General features: G+C 62.9%; 17 protein-coding genes and 1 riboswitch. Of the genes, 15 read left to right on the plus strand and 2 right to left on the minus strand.

The window, feature by feature from the left end; genetic code table 11:
• Positions 1–152: 152 nt before the first annotated feature.
• On the minus strand, positions 153–389 hold the full coding sequence (locus AC0L2H_RS04775; protein ID WP_473589126.1) for a DUF680 domain-containing protein: 237 nt from the start codon (positions 387–389) through the stop codon (positions 153–155).
• Between the two features lie 130 nt (positions 390–519).
• Positions 520–726, minus strand: coding sequence for a DUF680 domain-containing protein (locus AC0L2H_RS04780; RefSeq protein WP_473589127.1), 207 nt, complete (start codon positions 724–726; stop codon positions 520–522).
• Between the two features lie 510 nt (positions 727–1,236).
• Positions 1,237–1,439: riboswitch (cobalamin riboswitch) on the plus strand.
• A 214-nt stretch (positions 1,440–1,653) separates the two neighbouring features.
• On the opposite strand from AC0L2H_RS04780, the gene AC0L2H_RS04785 reads away from it, so the two are divergent.
• The 15 genes from AC0L2H_RS04785 (at position 1,654) to AC0L2H_RS04855 (ending at position 18,269) form a co-directional block, all read left to right on the plus strand.
• On the plus strand, positions 1,654–2,901 hold the full coding sequence (locus AC0L2H_RS04785; protein WP_473589128.1) for an aromatic ring-hydroxylating oxygenase subunit alpha: 1,248 nt from the start codon (positions 1,654–1,656) through the stop codon (positions 2,899–2,901).
• A gap of 20 nt (positions 2,902–2,921) precedes the next feature.
• Positions 2,922–4,022, plus strand: coding sequence for an FAD-binding oxidoreductase (locus AC0L2H_RS04790; protein ID WP_473589129.1), 1,101 nt, complete (start codon positions 2,922–2,924; stop codon positions 4,020–4,022).
• 159 nt (positions 4,023–4,181) lie between these two features.
• Positions 4,182–4,610: a PqqD family peptide modification chaperone gene (locus AC0L2H_RS04795; RefSeq protein ID WP_107649096.1), complete on the plus strand. Its 429-nt coding sequence runs from the start codon at positions 4,182–4,184 to the stop codon at positions 4,608–4,610.
• A gap of 55 nt (positions 4,611–4,665) precedes the next feature.
• Positions 4,666–5,715 carry a serine kinase gene (locus AC0L2H_RS04800; RefSeq protein WP_473589130.1) on the plus strand — a complete coding sequence of 350 codons (1,050 nt, stop codon included), beginning with the start codon at positions 4,666–4,668 and terminating at the stop codon, positions 5,713–5,715.
• Positions 5,712–6,464, plus strand: coding sequence for a glycosyltransferase family 2 protein (locus AC0L2H_RS04805; RefSeq protein ID WP_473589131.1), 753 nt, complete (start codon positions 5,712–5,714; stop codon positions 6,462–6,464). Before AC0L2H_RS04800 ends, AC0L2H_RS04805 begins: the two co-directional genes overlap by 4 nt.
• 80 nt (positions 6,465–6,544) lie before the next feature.
• A complete protein-coding gene (locus AC0L2H_RS04810; protein ID WP_473589132.1) occupies positions 6,545–7,297 on the plus strand; it encodes a glycosyltransferase family 2 protein in 753 nt (250 codons plus the stop codon).
• Between the two features lie 16 nt (positions 7,298–7,313).
• On the plus strand, positions 7,314–7,988 hold the full coding sequence (locus tag AC0L2H_RS04815; protein WP_473589133.1) for a glycosyltransferase family A protein: 675 nt from the start codon (positions 7,314–7,316) through the stop codon (positions 7,986–7,988).
• The gene (locus AC0L2H_RS04820; protein ID WP_473589134.1) at positions 7,988–9,478 is read left to right on the plus strand and encodes a nucleotidyltransferase family protein; all 1,491 of its coding nucleotides are present in this window, start codon (positions 7,988–7,990) and stop codon (positions 9,476–9,478) included. Before AC0L2H_RS04815 ends, AC0L2H_RS04820 begins: the two co-directional genes overlap by 1 nt.
• 348 nt (positions 9,479–9,826) lie before the next feature.
• Entirely contained in the window at positions 9,827–11,305 is a 1,479-nt protein-coding gene (locus AC0L2H_RS04825) for a sugar ABC transporter ATP-binding protein (protein WP_473589135.1), read from the plus strand.
• A 40-nt stretch (positions 11,306–11,345) separates the two neighbouring features.
• Positions 11,346–12,368: an ABC transporter permease gene (locus AC0L2H_RS04830; RefSeq protein ID WP_473589465.1), complete on the plus strand. Its 1,023-nt coding sequence runs from the start codon at positions 11,346–11,348 to the stop codon at positions 12,366–12,368.
• Positions 12,369–12,450: 82 nt separating this feature from the next.
• A complete protein-coding gene (locus AC0L2H_RS04835) occupies positions 12,451–13,437 on the plus strand; it encodes a substrate-binding domain-containing protein (RefSeq protein ID WP_473589136.1) in 987 nt (328 codons plus the stop codon).
• Between the two features lie 57 nt (positions 13,438–13,494).
• Positions 13,495–14,265 carry an SDR family oxidoreductase gene (locus tag AC0L2H_RS04840; protein ID WP_473589137.1) on the plus strand — a complete coding sequence of 257 codons (771 nt, stop codon included), beginning with the start codon at positions 13,495–13,497 and terminating at the stop codon, positions 14,263–14,265.
• Positions 14,266–14,287: 22 nt separating this feature from the next.
• The gene (locus AC0L2H_RS04845; RefSeq protein WP_473589138.1) at positions 14,288–15,280 is read left to right on the plus strand and encodes a dihydroxyacetone kinase subunit DhaK; all 993 of its coding nucleotides are present in this window, start codon (positions 14,288–14,290) and stop codon (positions 15,278–15,280) included.
• Between the two features lie 11 nt (positions 15,281–15,291).
• Positions 15,292–15,954, plus strand: coding sequence for a dihydroxyacetone kinase subunit DhaL (gene dhaL / locus AC0L2H_RS04850; RefSeq protein WP_473589139.1), 663 nt, complete (start codon positions 15,292–15,294; stop codon positions 15,952–15,954).
• A 224-nt stretch (positions 15,955–16,178) separates the two neighbouring features.
• On the plus strand, positions 16,179–18,269 hold the full coding sequence (locus AC0L2H_RS04855) for a bifunctional sugar-binding transcriptional regulator/dihydroxyacetone kinase subunit DhaK (RefSeq protein WP_473589140.1): 2,091 nt from the start codon (positions 16,179–16,181) through the stop codon (positions 18,267–18,269).
• Positions 18,270–18,312: the final 43 nt, after the last annotated feature.

An 18,312-nucleotide genomic window follows, 5' to 3' on the forward strand; every position in this document is an offset into this window, starting at 1 on the left:
TGTACCTCAATATCTTCGATGCGCACGGCCATTCTTCCTCGCTTCACTCGGCGGACGCGCCGGCGGCCTGACACCCCGGCCAACCACCCCCCGCAAAACACACGCGCGGCGGGCCCGGCCCGCCGCTCTTGTGTTTGGGATCGACTTCGACGTTAGCGGCCGAAGAGATTCCGGTCGCTGCCCTGAGGGGCAGATTTTTCCACATCGCCCGACGAATTGAGCAGCTTGTAGACCGGCGAACTGGTGTCGCGCACCGAAGACGTCCGGGTGTTGTCGACGTTGGCGGTCGCCTGCTTGTTGATGTCGGTCCCGCCAACATTGTCATTGGCGGCATAGGCGCTGCCGGCGGCAATCAAAAGAGCGGCGGCAGTAAGAACAATCTTCTTCATTGGTACTCCTGAATTTTCTTGCGCCGGGATTTCTCGATCCCGGCAGGGCGGCGGGCAACCCGCCGTTCCCTGTCTGATCGACCTATGATCTCGCCGAACCCAAGGTTCGGGATCACAGGTCTGGGTCGGCTTAGTTATTGCCGAACAGATTGCGGTCGCTGCCGTGCGTGACAGGCTTTTCGGCGGGAGCTTCCGACTTCTGAGTGGAAGCCGTGTACGAGCTGTCGACTGCGGCGGCAGGCTGGTTCGCACCATTGGAACCATAATTGTCGCTACCAGCGAAGGCGCTGCCGGTGATGGCCAGAAGGGCGGCGGCAGTAAGAGCGATCTTCTTCATTTTTTGGTACTCCAGTATTTAGTTTTTCCGTCCGTCTAGCGGCGGTGTCCTGGGAGGATTTCGCGTCGTTCGGACGGCCTCGATGTGGGGGGGCCGATCGCCGGTTTCCAATCACGAAGTTGTTCCATCTGGACCATGACTCTGCATCTTGAAAATGCACCAAGGATTCCCACAACCGTTATTTTTGCTAATATTATCAGTCTGTTATATCAAATCGGCCGGCGGATCACCAAGTGTGTCGGAGCGCCAGTGTTCACAACGTTCTGCACGCACCGTCAACAGAAACGAACCGTTCGGTTCGATTTTAGGAACAGCTAATAGTCACCTTTGGAAACTGTTAAGCCTTTTTGCCAGGCAAACGCGCCGGATTCGACGGTGACGGCAGTCGACAATGGCAGCCGGCAAAATAAGTTTCAGCCCGGCAATTGCCAGCTTGCCGGTTTCGCCGGCCGTGTCGCGCCGCATGGATACGATGTCGCTTTCATGCCGACAGTCGGCCGGCCGTCGTGATTAGATCATGGCATCTCAGGTGCCGCTTCGTGACGACGGAGCGGAGAATTGGGAAGCCGGTCAGAGTCCGGCGCTGCCCCCGCAACGGTGGTGGAGTTCAAGTCGCAACGGGAGACCACTGGGCCACGGCCTGGGAAGGTGTCGCGACGAGTCCGCGAGGACAACTCCAGAGCCCGGAAACCAGCCCGAGGTGATTGAACTCGACTGATCGCGGTGGGCGGTCAAGAGGCGGATAGTTCATGCCGGCCGTTCGCCAGCCTGCGCCGATCCTTCCTCCCGTCACCACCATAGTCAGTCCTTGGAGCGACGTGCGTCCATTTGGACGCACAAAGTACGCTCCAAGACTTTGAACTGCGCATCGTGCTTTCCGAAATCGATTCCGATTTCGGCCCGATGCGACGGCCAAGAGGACAGGACATGGACACGCGCAACGACATGCTGAGGCTTCTGCACAGCCGCAGGGAAGCCTTCTCCCTCGAACAGCCCTTCTACACCGATCCTGATTTCTTCAAGCTAGACATGGAGCTGATCTGGTATCGCGACTGGCTGTTCATCGGCCATGATTGCGAATTGCCGAAGCCGGGCAGCTATATCACGGCCCAGATCGGCGATTATCCGATCGTGCTGGTGCGCGACCAGCAAGGCAAGATCAACGCCTTCCACAATTCCTGCCGCCATCGCGGCAGCCGTGTTTGCAACGCCGACAGGGGCACGGCGGCCAAGCTCGTCTGCCCCTATCACCAGTGGACCTATGAGCTGGACGGAAGGCTGCTGTTCGCCCGCCAGATGGCGGACGGTTTCGACAAGAGCCAGTTCGGCCTGAAGCCGGTCGCCTGTGAAAGCGTCGGTGGCTACATCTTCATCTGCCTGGCCAGGGAGCCCGCCGATTTCGCGCCGATGCGCGCCATGATCGAACCCTATCTGCTGCCGCACCGGCTGCGCGAGGCAAAGGTCGCCTTCGAATCGACCATCGTGGAGAAGGGCAACTGGAAGCTCGTCTGGGAAAACAACCGCGAGTGCTATCATTGCGCCGGCAACCATCCGGAACTCTGCAAGACATTCCCGGAAGCGCCGACGGTGACCGGCGTGCAGGGCGCCGACAGCGACCCCGAGATGCTTGCGCACTGGGCCAAATGCGAGGCCGCGGGCCTGCCGAGCAAGTTCCGCATCGATCCGGCCGGGCAGTATCGCGCCACCCGCGCGCCGCTGTTGCGCGACGCCGTCAGCTACACGATGACGGGCAAGCGCGCCGTGAAGAGGAACCTTTCAGACAGCGTTGCCACCGACCGCATCGGCTCGCTGCTGCTTTACCACTATCCGACGACCTGGAACCACATACTCGGCGATCACGCCGTCACGTTCCGCGTGCTGCCGATCAGCGCCACGGAGACGGCTGTCACCACCAAATGGCTGGTCCACAAGGATGCGGTCGAAGGCGTCGATTACGATCTCGCCGAACTCACCCATGTCTGGACTGAGACCAACGACCAGGACCGCCGCATCGTCGAGGAGAACGCCTTCGGCATCCTGTCGCCGGCCTACGAGCCTGGCCCCTATTCGGAACTGCATGAGGGCGGCGTCATCCAGTTTGTCGAATGGTACGCCGCCTTCATCGGGCCACGCCTTACCGAAGGCGAACGGCCGGCGCTGCGCAGCGTCGCCTGAGGGGCCGGGGGATGAATGCGATGACCGACCTTGGCCTCTACCGCCACCTCGACGAGATGGCGCCGTGGAACGACCGGCTGCAGGTGCTGGAGGTGATCGGCGTCAGCGACGAGGCGCCTGACGTGAAGACCTTCACCTTCCGCTCCGACAACCAGACCTGGTTCCGCTACAAGCCGGGGCAATTCGTGACGCTGGAACTGCCGAGCGCCGACGGTCCGCTGATGCGCACCTATACGCTGTCGTCCTCGCCGTCGCGGCCGTTCTCGATCGCGGTGACTGTGAAGGCGCAGGCCGGCAGCCTCGGCACGCGCTGGATGTTCGACAATCTGAAGCCGGGCGTTCATGTGAAGGCCTATGGACCGGCAGGCGATTTCTCGCTGCACAGCCACCCCGCGGCCAAGTATCTGTTCATTTCGGCGGGCTCCGGGGTAACGCCGATGATGTCGATGCTGCGCTGGCTGAACGACTGCGCGCCATGGACCGATGTCGGCTTCGTCAACTGCGCGCGGCGCGCGGAAGAGATCATCTTCCGCAAGGAGCTGGAACTGCTGGGCAGCCGCATGCCAGGCCTCACGCTCGGCTTCATGATCGAGGAGCGCTCCAGCCGCGAGGGCTGGTTCGGCCATATGGGGCGGATCGATGCGATCAGGCTGCCGCTGCTGGCACCGGATTTTCGCGAGCGCGAGATCTTCTGCTGCGGCCCCGATCCCTTCATGCGCGCGGTGCGGCAAATGCTGGAGGCCGCCGGCTTCGACATGGACAACTATCACCAGGAAAGCTTTGCCGCGCCCGCCGTGGAGGAAGTACCGGCTCCCTTTGCGTCGCCGGCAGGCGGTGGGGCCGAGATGCCCGCCGCGGCAGCAACGCCGATCCGGTTCTCGCTTTCCGATGTCGATGGCGAATGCCTTGCCGGCCAGACCGTGCTGCAGACGGCGCGCGCCTCGGGCGTCAGAATCCCCGCGGCCTGCGAATTCGGCCTGTGTGGAACCTGCAAGGTGAAGAAGATCTCGGGCAGCGTGGAGATGAGCCACAATGGCGGCATCCTCGACCATGAGATCGAAGACGGCTTCATCCTGGCCTGCTGTTCGAAGCCATTAACGGCGATCGAGGTCGAAGCTTGAAAGGGACTTTCGACACCGCGCAAATCTGCCCTACAGATTCTTGGCCGGCACCCTGTCTTGCCAAAGAAGGGCCAACTGGCTAGATGCTTTCACCAGCGGCGGGGTGGGCCGCGACGACCGGCGATTCGCTTCCCGTGCGTCCGAGGCGGGGATTAAACGATGCAACAATTGGTCTACGCGGTGGCGAGCAAGGACATCGTTTTTGAGTCCTTCGACGGCGAAGCCGTCGTGCTCGACCTTTCGACCGGGAAATATTTCGGCTTCTCCGATTCGGGCAGCAGGGTCTGGGAAGCGCTGTCATCAGGCGTTGCCGCCCATGCATTGGTCGGACAGACAGCAGGCGCGTCAACGATAGGATTGGCCGAGCTCGAGAGCTTCATCTCGCAACTGCTCGAATTCGGCCTGCTCGTGCCCGCGGCCGATGCCACCGCGCAACCCATTTCGGGCGCCCTTCTTGCGGAACTCGCCGGCACCGGCGAGCCGCTCAAGGTCGACATCCATGACGACCTTGCCGATCTTATCGTGGTCGATCCGATCCATGAGGTCGAGGAACCTCGCGGCTGGCCGGCGGTCAAACAGGCGTCCTGAAACACAAGGGCGGCCGTGCCTTCGCCACATCGGGCGATACTGGAACATGTCAGCCATGCCGCGCGTCACCCTCCAATCCCTGCCGGACTATGCCCGCTATGTGCTGGCCGCGGCGGAAGGCGCCGCTTCGGGCTATGCCGTCACCGCGAAGGCCGACTTGCCGCGGCTGGAACTGACGGCGCATCTGGGCCCCGGTCCGCTGGCGGCGGCAATCGATCAGGCTTTTGTCCAGGCTCGGGACGACCGAACCGCAACAAGCGACTGCCGCATTTTCGTTGCCGACCCCGACATCGAGGGCGTTCCCGTCCCGGCGAGCTGGGGCCACGGCTATTTCACGCACCACGCCTTCGCCACCAGCCTGGCCGAGGCCGGGCTGCGCGGCAACCACTACCACGACCTGGACTTCTGGCAGTTCTACGATCCGGAGCGCCGCGTCGGCGTGCAATTGATGGCATCGCCCGAGGCTTTTCCGCCGTGGGAGCCCGGCGCGCCGCTGCGCGCCTTCCTGCATTGGGAGTATGCGGCGCGCGGCATGCGGCTGGCCCATGCCGGCACGCTGGGTCTCGATGGCAAAGGCATTCTGCTGGCCGGCTCGGGCGGAGCCGGGAAATCGGGAACGGTCGTCGCCGGTCTGCTCAACGGACTGGACAGCGTCGGCGACGACTATGTGCTGATCGATGCGGCCAATGGCGTAAGAGCCCATCCGCTGTTCGCGACGCTGAAGCAGGATCCCAAAGGCTTCCAGCGGCTGGGGCTGAAGCACAGATTGACGTCCTATGGTCCGCTGAACTGGCAAGGCAAGCATCAGTTCCGCATCGATGACATCGCGGCGCGCCCTGTGCCCGCAAGTCTGGACATCGTCGCGCTGCTGGTGCCACATATCGGCGGAGTTGAAGCAAGCTCGATCATGCCCGTGTCGCGCAAGGACGCCATGATTGCATTGGCGCCGTCCGGAATCGCCCAGATGCCAGGCGAGCGGGAAAGCGGCTTTCGCTTCTTCAGCGACCTCACGCGCCTGCTGCCATGCTACCGCCTGTCGCTGGGGACGCGACCGGAAGAGATCGCCGGGACCATTTCGGCGTTTCTCGCGCGGAGCACGCCATGAAGCTGAGCGTGATCATGCCCGCCTACAACCGCGAGCGCTACATCGTTTCGGCGCTGCGCTCCCTGCTCAGGCAACGCGACGCCGCCGATCTCGATATCATCGTCGTCGATGACGGCTCGACCGACGGCACGGCCGACGCGGTGCACGCCATAATGGGCGAAACGTCCTGCATTCGCCTGTTCCGGCAGGCGAATATGGGTGTCAGCAAGGCGCGAAACAGCGGGCTGAGGCAATTACTGCCGCAGACACAGCTGGTATCGTTTCTCGATTCCGACGACATCTCACCTGCCGGGCGCTTCAAGGCCGATCTTGCCTGCTTCGCAACCGATCCCGGCCTTGACCTGACCTATTCGCTGATGATGCTGGTCGACGGCATAGACGATGAGGCGCTGGAACCGGCCGCCGGCTGCCGCTCGATGATGCTTCGCGGCCTTTCGCTGAGTGCCGGGATATTCAGCCGGAAGCTCATCGAGCGGACCGGCGTCTTCGACGAGGAGTTCAGGCAATCCGAAGACACCGACTATTTGTTGCGCGTCTTCGAAAGCGGTCCCCGCTACACGCTGCCCGATACCGTGGCGATCTATTACCGGCGTCATCCAGGCAATGCGACCAGAGAGCAAGGTGTCCCGGTCCGCGAATACCTGCGCGCGATCCACAAATCGATGCGACGGCGCAAGGCCGATCCTTCGATCCATCAGGTCGAGGGTATTTTCGAACTTAGGAGCCCGGCCGATTGGCAATTCACGTGACATATCGACGGAGAGGATCGTTGTTCCCTGGAGACCTGGCCGAAGCAGGTCGGGCTGCCCTCGCAATTGCGGAGTGATGCATGAAACTGAGCGTGATCATGCCTGTCTACAACCGCGAACGCTATGTCGGCGCGGCGCTGCGTTCGCTGCTCAGGCAATGCGATGACGCCGATCTCGACATCATTGTGGTCGACGACGGCTCGACCGACAGCACGGCCGACGCGGTGCGCGCCATGATGGGCGAAACGTCCTGCATCCGCCTGTTCCAGCAAGCCAATATGGGTGTCACCAGGGCGCGCAACGCCGGGCTGCAGCAATTGCTGCCGCAAACGCGGCTCGTCTCGTTTCTCGATTCGGACGACATCTCGCCCGCCGGCCGCTTCAGGGCCGATCTTGCCTGTTTCGCGGCCGATCCCGACCTTGACCTGACCTATTCGCGGATGACGCTTATAGACAGGATAGACGACGAGACGCTGGAACCGGCCGCCGACAGCCATTCCATAACCGTTCGCGGGATTCATCTGTCCGCCGGCATTTTCGCCCGCAATCTTGTCGAGCGGATAGGCGGCTTCGACGAGGACTTCAACCAGGCCGAGGACACCGACTACCTGCTGCGCGTTTTCGAGAGCGGCCCGAGATTCCTCATGCCCGAGACTGTTGCCCTCTACTACCGACGCCACCCCGGCAACATGACCAAGGAAAAGAATGTGCCGTTTCGCGAATTCATGCGCGCCATCCACAAATCGATAAAACGGCGCAAGGCCAATCCTTCCCTGCACGCCGTCGACGGTATATTCGATTTCAAGGACCTCGCGCATTGGCGTTTCTTGTGATGGGGCGTTTCCTCTAATGTCCGGCTACGGCGTCGTTATTCCAGCCTTCAACGCGGCCACCACCATCGCCGAGACGTTGAGATCGGTCGTGGCTCAGTCGATCGAGCCCGACGACATCGTCGTCGTCGACGACGGCTCGACCGATGACATGGCGGCTGTGATCAATGCGCTGGACCTGAAGGTGCGGTTGCTGCGCCAGGAAAACGCGGGGCCGGGCAGCGCCACGACCAGAGGCGTTGCCGCGCTGTCGACGCCATTTATCGCGACGCTCGATGCCGACGATTTGTGGTTGCCGACCAAGATCGAAGAACAGCTTGCGCATTTCAGACTTTTTCCGAAGACGTCGGGCGTTTTTACCCATTGGCGCAACTTCCGCCACGACCGGCCCGATGCCCCAGAGGCCGTCACCGTGCCCGGCTGGTCGCGTTCGACAATGATGATCCGCCGCGAGGTCTTCGATGTCGTCGGGCCGATCGTCGATCCGCCCGGTGGCCGCGGCGAAATGATCGACTGGATCGCCCGGGCGCGGGAGGCGGGCCTGATTCTCGACATGCTGAACGAGGCGCTGACATTGCGTCGAATCCGGCCCGGCAGCCTGTCCTATGGGCGCGATGACACGCGCGACCGCGGCTATCTCGAGGTCGCCCGGCTCGCCATGCAGCGGGCGCGAAACAGGGCGGAACGCAGTTGATGGCCAGGACAATGCGGCGTATCGGCCGCCGGTTTCCGGACTATGGCTGGTCGTGGCCGACCGGCAAGCTCGACCAATTGCTCAAGGCGGCGCTTCTTCCCGATGAGGAAGCGGCCTGCCAATGCGCCATGCGCTGGCTTGACGAAAACGACATCGACCTCGTCTCCTTTCGCGAGCACCGGCTGCTCGCCGCCATATCCGACAGGTTCGGCAGGAAGCTTGCCGTCCATGCCGCCTACCCGCGCCTTGTCGGCCTGCAAAAGATGCTGTGGACCAAATCGCGGATGGCGATGCGCGAGGCCGAGCCGGCGCTGAAGGCGATGGTGGAGGCCGGATCGGCGGTCATGCTGATCAAGGGCGCCAGCCGCATTGCCGTCGATGCGTCGGCGCAGCGCGGCCGGGTGGCGCATGACATCGACATATTGGTGCGCCCGCAGGACATGGTCACAGCCTTTGACGTGCTGCGCGACCGCGACTGGCAGATCGCCACCGGCGTCAGTCCACAATATTTGCGGGCCAGACTGTTGTCCGTGCGCTCGATGAATTTCTTCAAGGGCAGCTTCGGCGACATCGACCTGCACCAGTTCGGCTATGACGGATCTCAATCAAGTTCGGAAGACGATTCGGCGATCTGGCGCCGCGCGATAGCGGCCGAATTCAGCGGCGTCAGCGTGTCTGTTCCCTCGCCGGCCGATCGCATCGCGCTCGCCATTGCGCATGGCGGCCTCGACGCCCACACCCACAGCGACTGGCTCGTCGATTGCGCGGTGGCTATAGATGGCGGCGATGTCGACTGGGATGTGTTCCTCGATATCGCAGCCAAACGCGGCCTTGCCGTGGCCGCGGCGGTGGCGCTCTCCTATCTCGCGCGGGAGATCGGCATTGCCGTGCCCGAGGCGCCACTGGCAAGGATTGTGGCGATGGCGGATCGCGCCGGCCTGTCGCGCTGGTCCTCGGTGCTGCAAGCCAAGCCGCGCACGGATTTCGGCGGCCTCGTCTGGCTGTCGCGCGGCTTTGCCAAGCAGCTGCGCTTGAAACGCAAGAAGGGCCGGCTGCGGCAATCGGCGCCTGATATCGTCTGGCGCGGCAGGTCGGCTATGCCCAAGACGAAGACGGCGCCCGCGCCATTCGTGCTTTCACAGACGATCCCCTATCCACAAACGACCCCCTATTTGGAAATGACTGGCGAGTTGATGCTTGAGGTGACCGTCAGGATCTCCGTTCCGCCGGTCCGGCGACGCATCGAAATGGAGATCAATGCCGCCGGCCGGCATGTCGCCCGCTTGCGGTCCGTGGCGATCAGCCGCTCCGGTGGCGAAAGGGTGCTGCACTTTCGCGGCAAGGTGACGCTGGACGGTGCAAGCCAGGCATTGGTGCTAGAGGCCCGGCCGTCCCGCCAGTTCCGTCAATGGGACGATGAGGCGACTGTCGCCACCTATGGGGCGCTCCCGTTCCAGTTGCTGTCGGCGCATTTTTCGCCACTCGACTGAAGTCGCCCGCAGGGAACCTGCAGGTAAAGGCAAGTGGCCGGGCGACCCCGGCACTGCGTGGCATGCAGCCTCGCAAAATGCTGATCCAGACCTTTGGTCCTGCCTTCAGCAGGCCGATCCGAGAAAGGCCTGATCCTGTCCCGGCACGATCATGATGGCCATATCTATTTGTTTTCCATGGGTTTTATCGAGAAGCAACCCTCACCTCAATGGGCCGTTCGCTAAAACTCCCGAGATGACTTGACATTTGTCGACCATAAATTGACTATTGTCATCTTCGATGTCCTGGGCGGAGGCTGCCAGCGTCGATCGGCTCCAAGGATTGCCGGACATACGGGAGGAGAGAAGGTGGAGCTTTTGCTCGAGGTTGAAGGGCTGAAAAAGTCCTTTGGTGGCGTCGCCGCCTTGCGCGACGGCCGCTTTCAGCTTCGCGCCGGTACGGTTCATGCGCTCTGCGGCGGCAATGGCGCCGGCAAATCGACCTTTCTCAAAATACTGATGGGCATCTTCGGCCGCGATGCCGGCTCGATCCGCCGCCGCGGCAAGGAAGTGGAATTCGCCAGCCCAGCCGACGCACTGGCCTCGGGCATCGCCATCATCGAGCAGGAACTCAGCCCCGTTCCCCACATGACGGTTGCCGAGAACATCTATCTCGGCCGCGAGCCCAAGGCGCGGTTTGGCGGCATCGATTTCCGCGCGATGAACCGGTCCGCGCAAGGACTGCTGGACGATCTCGAATTCGATATCCGGGCCACGCAGTACATGATGAACCTCTCGGTCGCGCAGATGCAGCTCGTCGAGATCGCCAAGGCGCTCAGCCACGACGCCGAGGTCATCTTCATGGATGAGCCGACCTCGGCGATCGGCGAGCGGGAGGCACAGCATCTGTTCGGCGCGATCCGCCGCCTACAGGCGCAAGGGCGCGGTATCGTCTATGTTTCCCACCGTCTGTCGGAGATCTTCCAGATCGCCGATTCCTACACGGTTTTTCGCGATGGCGCCTATGTCGGCAGCGGAGCGCTCGCGGACATCGATCGACCCGGCCTGATCCACATGATCGTCGGCCGCGCGCTGTCGGAGGAATTCTCCAAGACCAACACGCCGACATCGCAACCCGGTATCGAGGTTGCCGCGCTCTCTTGCCCGAATAAGATCGAAGACATCTCGTTTTCGGTGCGCAAGGGAGAGATTTTCGGCATTTACGGCCTGATGGGAGCCGGTCGGACGGAGATCTTCAACTGCCTGTTCGGGCTCGACAGGCCGTCGGCGGGAAGCATCAAGGTCGACGGAACCGAGGTCAGCATTGCAAAGCCGGCGGATGCGATGGCGCATGGGCTGGCGCTGGTCACCGAGGACCGCAAGCTGACCGGTCTCAATCTCGCCGATTCCGTGCGCGCCAACATCTGCATGGCGAGCCTGCCTGAAATGAGCCCCGCCTTCGCCATGGACCGGGCGCGGGAAGCGGACGCTAGCCGCGGCATGCGGGAAAAGTTCCAGATCAAGGCGGCCCGCGACACCATGCCGGTCTCCGGCCTTTCAGGCGGTAACCAGCAGAAGGTGGTGCTCGGCAAATGGTTTCTTCGCAATCCGAAGGTGCTGCTCCTGGACGAGCCGACCCGCGGCGTCGATGTCGGCGCCAAGCGCGAAATCTACCGGATCATCAGCGACTTCGCCTCCTCCGGCGGCACGGTCGTGATGATCTCGTCGGAGATCGACGAGGTTCTCGGCATGTCGGACCGGATCATGGTGATGCGGGCCGGCAGAAGTGCCGGGACCTTCAGCCGGGAGGAAACGAATGCCCAATCGCTCGTCCATCTCTCAACCTGACCAGGGACAGGGTGTTCGCTCAATGGCAGAGGAATCGATGATGTCGGCTGGCGACAACAAGGGTGCCGAGGGTGGCAAGAATGCAAATAGCTGGCTCGGTTCGGAGCAGCGCCGGCTGTTGATCCAGGAATACGGCATCTTCCTTGCCTTCGTGATCCTGGTGGCGGTTCTGTCGGTCTCCAACGAGTTCTTCCTGACGGCCGGCAACATCTCGAACGTGCTGCTCCAGACCTCGATCAATGGCGTTCTCGCCATCGGCATGACTTTCGTCATCCTGACGCGCGGCATCGATCTCTCGGTCGGCTCCGTTGTGGCGCTTGCAGGCATTGTCAGCGCGAGCTTCGTGACCAGTTCGGCGACCGCCGGGATTTCCGGCGCGCCCTATCCGGTCGCCCTGGGCCTCGGCATCGGCCTGCTGGTCGGCATCGCCTGCGGCGCCATTTCCGGCGTGATCGTGTCACGGTTTTCGGTGCCGGCCTTCGTGGCGACACTGGGCATGCTGTCGGCAGCACGCGGAATGACCCTCATCTATGGCGGTGGCCGTCCCGTCCCCGCGCTGACGCCGGCCTTCCGCTGGATCGGCACAGGCAACATCCTTGGCATACCTGCGCCGGTCGTCATTCTCGCAGTCGTGTTCGCCATCTCCTGGTGGATCCTCAACCGCACCCGTTTTGGCCGCTACATCTATGCCGTCGGCGGCAACCCGCATGCGGCCAGGACCTCGGGCATCAACATCACCCGCACGCAGTTCGTCGTCTATGTCATCTCCGGCGGTCTTGCCGGTCTCGCCGGGATGCTGCTCAGCGCCCGCACCGGTTCCGCCCTGCCCCAGGCCGGCATTGCCTACGAGCTGGACGCGATCGCGGCGGTGGTGATCGGCGGTACCAGCCTTTCGGGAGGCGTCGGCCGGGTGACCGGCACGCTGATCGGCGCGCTGATCATCGGCGTCATGAACAACGGCCTCGATCTGATGGGTATCCAATCCTACTACCAGCAAGTCCTCAAGGGCGCCCTGATCGTCGGCGCCGTGATGCTTGATCAGAAAAGGAACTACGGGGCTTAAGCCCCTTCCGGTACCGGACCTGCAAGACGCGCGTCCGTGAATGGCGAACCATGTCGGTCGCTCGCTCAAAGTGGAGGTAACAATGAAAAGACTGATGATTGCGCTCGCATCCGCGACCGCTCTGCTGGCCTCGTCGGCCATGGCGCAGGAGAAGATCAAGATCGGCGCGGCGCCTTACGGGTTGAACGCCGAGTTCATGCAGATCTGGGCGGCCGCGCTCCAGGAGCACCCGGCCGTCAAGAGCGGTGAAGTCGAACTGACGGTGTTCGACGGCCGCTATGACGCCCTGGTCCAGCAGGACCAGTTCAAGACGATGGCGACGCAGAAATACAGCGCCATCATCTTCGCTCCGATCGACGTCGACGCCGGCGCCGCGGCGGTGCAGACGGCCGTCGACGCCGGCATTCCGGTCATCGGCTCGAACACCCGCGTCAATTCCGATCTGCTGACCTCCTATGTCGGATCCGACGACACGATCTCGGGCTACATGGAAGCCAAGACCGTGCTCGACAAGATCGGCTGCAAGGGCAATGTGGTCATCCTCGAAGGGCCGATCGGCCAGTCTGCGCAAATCTCCCGCCTCGAAGGCAACAAGAAGGCGCTTGCCGAGTGCCCGGATGTCAAGATCCTCGAGGACCAGACCGCAAACTGGTCGCGCGCCGAAGCCCAGACGCTGATGGAAAACTGGCTCACCGCCCACCCGAACCAGATCAACGGCGTGATCGGCCAGAACGACGAAATGGCCCTCGGCGCCATCGAGGCGATCAAGGCCGCCGGCCTCGACCTGAAGAGCTTCACCATTGCCGGCATCGACGGCATCACCGATGCGCTTCACGCGGTCAAGGCCGGTGAGATGACGTCGATCCTGCAGGACGCTCGCGCGCAGGCTCAAGGTGCGCTCGACCTTGCCATCTTCGCTGCCAAGAAGGGGGACTACAAGCCGCAGTCCGACATCTGGGCAACCTACAAGGACATGCCGTGGAAAGACGGCAAGGAGAAGATCTACAATGTGCCGTGGACGCCGGTGACGGCGGAAAACGTCGACCAGCTTCTGGCGACGCGCAAGTAGTCCGGTCGTGGGGTGGGCTCTCACGGCGCACCCCACGTTCCAACAGAGAAGAGAGCCATGACTGATTCAATCCAGGTTGATCTCAATTTTTCGCTGGGCGGCAAGGTCGCCCTGGTCACCGGCGGCGCCTCCGGCATCGGCAGCGCCATTGCCTCGGCATTCGCCACGAAGGGCGCTACTGTCGGGGTGATCGATATCAATGAATCGGTTGCCGAGGCGAAGGCCGACGAACTCGGCAACGGCGCGAAATCCTTCGTCTGCGACGTGTCCGATCCGCGATCCGTGGACGCCGTCTTCGCGACGGCGCTAGCGGCCTTCGGCCATATCGACATCGTCGTCAACAGCGCCGGCATCGTCGCTCTCGCTCCGGCCGAGGAGCTCAGCCTCGATGCCTGGGACAAGACGATCGACATCAATCTCAAGGGAACGTTCCTGGTCTCGCAGGCCGCCGGACGCGCCATGATCAAAGCCGGCAAGGGCGGCAAGATCATCAACATGGCCTCGCAGGCAGGCACGGTCGCGATCGACCAGCACGTCGCCTATTGCGCCTCGAAATTCGGCGTCATCGGCCTGTCCAAGACGCTTGCCGCTGAATGGGGCAAGCACGGCATCACGGTCAACACGATTTCGCCAACCGTGGTGCTGACCGACCTCGGCCGGAAGGCCTGGGACAACCCGCGCGGCGAGGCGCTGAAGCAGCGCATTCCGACCGGCCGCTTTGCCTTCCCGCAGGAGATCGCCGCCGCGGCGGTGTTCCTGGCATCGAATGGCGCCGACATGATCAACGGCGCCGACCTTCTGGTCGATGGCGGCTACACCATTGTCTGACAGGCGCAGGATTGGAGCAACAATGCAGCGGTTCATCAACAATCCCGACGAGGTCGTCGAGGATACGGTCAAGGGCTTCGTCAAGGCGCATGCCGATCTCGTCAGGCTCGCCAGCAATCCCCGCGTCATCGCCGCCCGCCATGCGCCGGTCGACGGCAAGGTCGGCGTGATCACCGGCGGCGGCTCCGGCCACGAACCGGCCTTCATCGGCTACACCGGCCGCAACATGCTGGACGCGGTCGCGGTCGGCGAGCTTTTCTCGTCGCCGACGGCAAAGAGCTTCCTTGACGCCGCCCGGGAGGCCAATGGCGGCAAGGGCGTCGTCTGCCTCTACGGCAATTATGCCGGCGACAACATGAACGTGAAAATGGCCATCAAGCTCGCGGCCAAGGAAGGAATCGAGATCGCAACCGTCGTGGCCAACGACGATGTGTGCTCGGCGGGACCGGAAGAACGCGAAAAGCGCCGGGGCGTCGCCGGCGAGATTTTCATGTGGAAATGCGCCGGCGCCCTGGCCGCGGAAGGCGCCAACCTCGAGGCCGTGCAGGCGGTGGCGCAAAAGGCTATCGACAATTGCCGTTCGATCGGCGTCGGCCTCGGCCCCTGCACGCTGCCGGCGGTCGGGCATCCCAATTTCCTGATCGAGCCGGGCACGATGGAGGTCGGCATCGGTCATCACGGCGAACCTGGGGTGCGGGTCGAGCCGTTGAAGCCCGCCGCCGAGATCGCGCGGGACATGGTCAAGATCGTTCTCGATGACCACGATCTGGCGGCGGGAACCGAAGTTGCGGTGCTGGTGTCCGGCCTCGGCGCCACGCCGGTCAACGAGCTCTACATCCTCAACGACACGTTCGAACAGGAGATCGCCGGACGCGGCTTGACCATCCACAAGACCTATATCGGCAACTATTTCACGTCGCTGGAAATGGTCGGCGCCACGCTCACGGTCATGGCGCTCGACACCGAACTGAAACGGCTGCTGGATGTGGCTGTCGATTGTCCGGCAAGGCTTTAGGAAACAGGCGAATGCAGCAGTTTGAAAACGCTTCGGCTGGCGACATCGTGCTTTCGATCGCCGACCGGATCATCGAAAACCGGGCGTATCTGAGCGAGATCGACGGCAAGATCGGCGACGGCGACCACGGCGTCAACATGGCCAAGGGTTTTGGCATGGCGGCGGACAGGATCCGCGGCAACGACATGTCGCTGGCCGAGGCCTTCGACACGCTGGGCACCGTGCTGATGACCGAGATCGGCGGCTCGATGGGTCCGCTCTATGGCGTCATGTTCACGCAATTCGCCGAAACGATCGAGAAATCCGCCGCCATTGACGCCCGGACATTCAGCGCCATGCTCAGCAACGGTCTCGACGGCATCCAGTCGATCGGCTCGGCCAAGGTCGGCGACAAGACGCTGCTCGACACGCTCGTTCCGGCCATCGAGGCCTTCGACGCAGCCAATGCCGACGGCAAACCGTTCCCGGAAGCCCTGGACGCGCTTGTCGTTGCGGCTGAGGAAGGCCGCGACAGCACCAGGGATCTCGTGGCGAAGATCGGCCGGGCCAGCCGTCTCGGCGAACGCTCGGTCGGCGTTCTCGACGCCGGCGCCACATCCTGTGCGCTGATCCTGAAAGCCCTGGCGCTTGGCGCCAAGCAGAAACTGCTGAGATCGGCGACCGCCGGTCGCTGAATTTATGAGATATGCTCCTCCCGAGCAAAGGCTCCCGGCTGACCTTCCAGCCGGGAGCGCGTTGGAGCATGATCCCGAACCGAAGGTCAGCGGAGCAAAAAGTGGAGACCGGTTTTCGGAAAAGATCATGCTCAAGCAATAGGATGGAATCCAACCAAGATTGAGACTTCTTCCATTTGCGCTCATCTTGGCGATCGATCTTGGATTCGGGGAAACCGGGCAGCATGACGGTCAAGACATTATCGGCGCGGAAGAATGGAACAGCGCGGGCCGAGGCCGGCACCGAACCCATTCCGCTGCGCTATGGCGACGACCCCTATGTCTGGGCCTGCTGGCTCTACTATGAAGATCACATGACGCAAGGCGACATCGCCGAGATCATGGGCATCTCGCGGGCGACGGTGAACAGTTATCTGGCCGATGCCCGCGCCCGTGGCATCGTCAACATCTCGCTCGAGCCGTCACGGCTGAGTTCGCTGTCGATCGCGCAGGAGCTCAAACGGCATTTCGGCCTGCATGACTGTCTCGTCGTGCCGAGCGACGACAATACGCGGCCGCTGATCGATCGCCTTGGCGGAGCGGCGGCGCAGGCGCTTGCCAAGCTACTGAAATCCGGAGACACGCTTGCCGTCGCCTGGGGGCGAACGGTGCTGGCGATCGCGGAGCAGGCCTCGGTGCCCGGCCTTCAGGACGTCACCGTCGTGCAGGCCACCGGCGGAACCGCCGCCAACTTTGCCTATACGCCGGAACTCTGCGCATCGGCCATGGCCGGCGCGATCAGTGCAAGGCTGGTCAACATCACGGCGCCGGCGGTCGTTTCCACGGCCGAGGTTCGCGACATGCTGCTGCGCGAGACGCTGATCGAAAGCCAGTTCGATGGGCTCGCCAAAGCCAACAAGGCGCTGTTCGGCATCTCGTCGCTGCGGCCGAATTCGACGATCCACACCAGCGGCTTCTTTGAATCGGTTTCGCTGCAGCAATATCTGGCCAGGAACGCGGTGGGCGTCGTCGCCGGCCGCTTCATCGATGGGCAGGGCAAGCCGGTGGCCGGCCCGCTCGACGACCGGACCATCGGCATCTCGCTCGAGATGCTCAGGGCCACCGGCCTGCGCATCGCCGTCGCCGGCGGTTTCGACAAGGTGCCGGCGATCCTTGCCGCGCTGCGCGGCGGCTATGTCAATGTGCTCATCACCGACGCAGCAACCGGCCGCGGCATCCTCAATGCCGACGGCGTGACCGAGCTTGACCAGAAGCTCTCGCAACGCCCGAAGGTCGACCACCGCGCGGCCCTGCCCAGCAACTTCCGCACCCATATCAAGAAGTTCCTCAATGACCCCAACGACGTTGTCGAGGAGATGCTCGACGGCGTGGTCAAGGCCCATGCCGCCTATATCAGGCCGATCAAGGGATCGCATCGCGCCCTCGTCGCCCGCACCGGACCGAAGCCGGGGAAGGTCGGGCTTGTGATCGGCGGCGGCACCGGCCACGAGCCGTGCTTTCTCGGCTATGTTGGCAAAGGACTGGCCGACGCCGTTGCCGTCGGCAACATCTTTTCGTCACCGCCTCCCGGCACGATCTTTCAGTGCGCCAATGCCGCGTCGGGCGGGCAAGGCGTGCTCTTCGTCTACGGCAATTATGCCGGCGACGTGATGAATTTCGACATGGCGGCCGAAATGGCGGCGGAACACGATATCGAGGTTCGCACGGTGGTGACGACGGACGATATCGCCTCGTCCCCGCTCGAGGACAGGGAAGGCCGGCGCGGCGTTGCCGGCAACTTGTTCATGTTCAAGATTGCCGGGGCCGCTTGCGACCGCGGATTGTCGCTCGATGCCTGCGAGACCGTGACCCGCAAGGCCAATGCACGAACATTCACCATGGGCGTCGCGCTGGAGCCTTGCTCGATGCCGCAGACCCGCCGCCAGAACTTCGAGATCGGCCCCGACGATATCGAAATCGGCATGGGCATCCACGGCGAACGCGGCGTCATCCGCGACAAGATGATGACCGCCGACGAGATCACCGACCGGGTGATGGACCACATCTTCTCTGAGATGAAGGCGGCGCCGGGAGATCGCGTTGCGGTGCTGGTCAATTCATTTGGTGCGACGCCACTGATGGAACTTTACATTCTGTTCAGGCGTGTCGAGCAGCGGCTGAGCGCCAAGGACATCAAGATAGAGGCGAACTGGGTGGGGCATTACTGTACCTCGCTCGACATGGTCGGGGCATCCATATCGGTCTTGCATCTCGACACCGAGCTGACGGAACTGTTGCATCATCCCTGCGATACGGCCGTCCTGCGGATCGGCTGAGGACAAAAGACGGGCGTCCCGCAAAGACGGGGCTGCATCCTGC

Source organism: Mesorhizobium sp. WSM4871 (genome assembly GCF_055811295.1).

Coding starts and splice junctions, on each gene's coding strand:
- AC0L2H_RS04830 (WP_473589465.1), top strand. CDS start 11,346: ATGTCGGCTGGCGACAACAAGGGTGCCGAGGGTGGCAAGAATGCAAAT.
- AC0L2H_RS04775 (WP_473589126.1), bottom strand. CDS start 389: ATGAAGAAGATTGTTCTTACTGCCGCCGCTCTTTTGATTGCCGCCGGC.
- AC0L2H_RS04815 (WP_473589133.1), top strand. CDS start 7,314: ATGTCCGGCTACGGCGTCGTTATTCCAGCCTTCAACGCGGCCACCACC.
- AC0L2H_RS04800 (WP_473589130.1), top strand. CDS start 4,666: ATGCCGCGCGTCACCCTCCAATCCCTGCCGGACTATGCCCGCTATGTG.
- AC0L2H_RS04805 (WP_473589131.1), top strand. CDS start 5,712: ATGAAGCTGAGCGTGATCATGCCCGCCTACAACCGCGAGCGCTACATC.
- AC0L2H_RS04845 (WP_473589138.1), top strand. CDS start 14,288: ATGCAGCGGTTCATCAACAATCCCGACGAGGTCGTCGAGGATACGGTC.
- AC0L2H_RS04795 (WP_107649096.1), top strand. CDS start 4,182: ATGCAACAATTGGTCTACGCGGTGGCGAGCAAGGACATCGTTTTTGAG.
- AC0L2H_RS04780 (WP_473589127.1), bottom strand. CDS start 726: ATGAAGAAGATCGCTCTTACTGCCGCCGCCCTTCTGGCCATCACCGGC.
- AC0L2H_RS04790 (WP_473589129.1), top strand. CDS start 2,922: ATGACCGACCTTGGCCTCTACCGCCACCTCGACGAGATGGCGCCGTGG.
- AC0L2H_RS04810 (WP_473589132.1), top strand. CDS start 6,545: ATGAAACTGAGCGTGATCATGCCTGTCTACAACCGCGAACGCTATGTC.
- AC0L2H_RS04835 (WP_473589136.1), top strand. CDS start 12,451: ATGAAAAGACTGATGATTGCGCTCGCATCCGCGACCGCTCTGCTGGCC.
- AC0L2H_RS04820 (WP_473589134.1), top strand. CDS start 7,988: ATGGCCAGGACAATGCGGCGTATCGGCCGCCGGTTTCCGGACTATGGC.
- AC0L2H_RS04840 (WP_473589137.1), top strand. CDS start 13,495: ATGACTGATTCAATCCAGGTTGATCTCAATTTTTCGCTGGGCGGCAAG.
- AC0L2H_RS04855 (WP_473589140.1), top strand. CDS start 16,179: ATGACGGTCAAGACATTATCGGCGCGGAAGAATGGAACAGCGCGGGCC.
- dhaL (WP_473589139.1), top strand. CDS start 15,292: ATGCAGCAGTTTGAAAACGCTTCGGCTGGCGACATCGTGCTTTCGATC.
- AC0L2H_RS04785 (WP_473589128.1), top strand. CDS start 1,654: ATGGACACGCGCAACGACATGCTGAGGCTTCTGCACAGCCGCAGGGAA.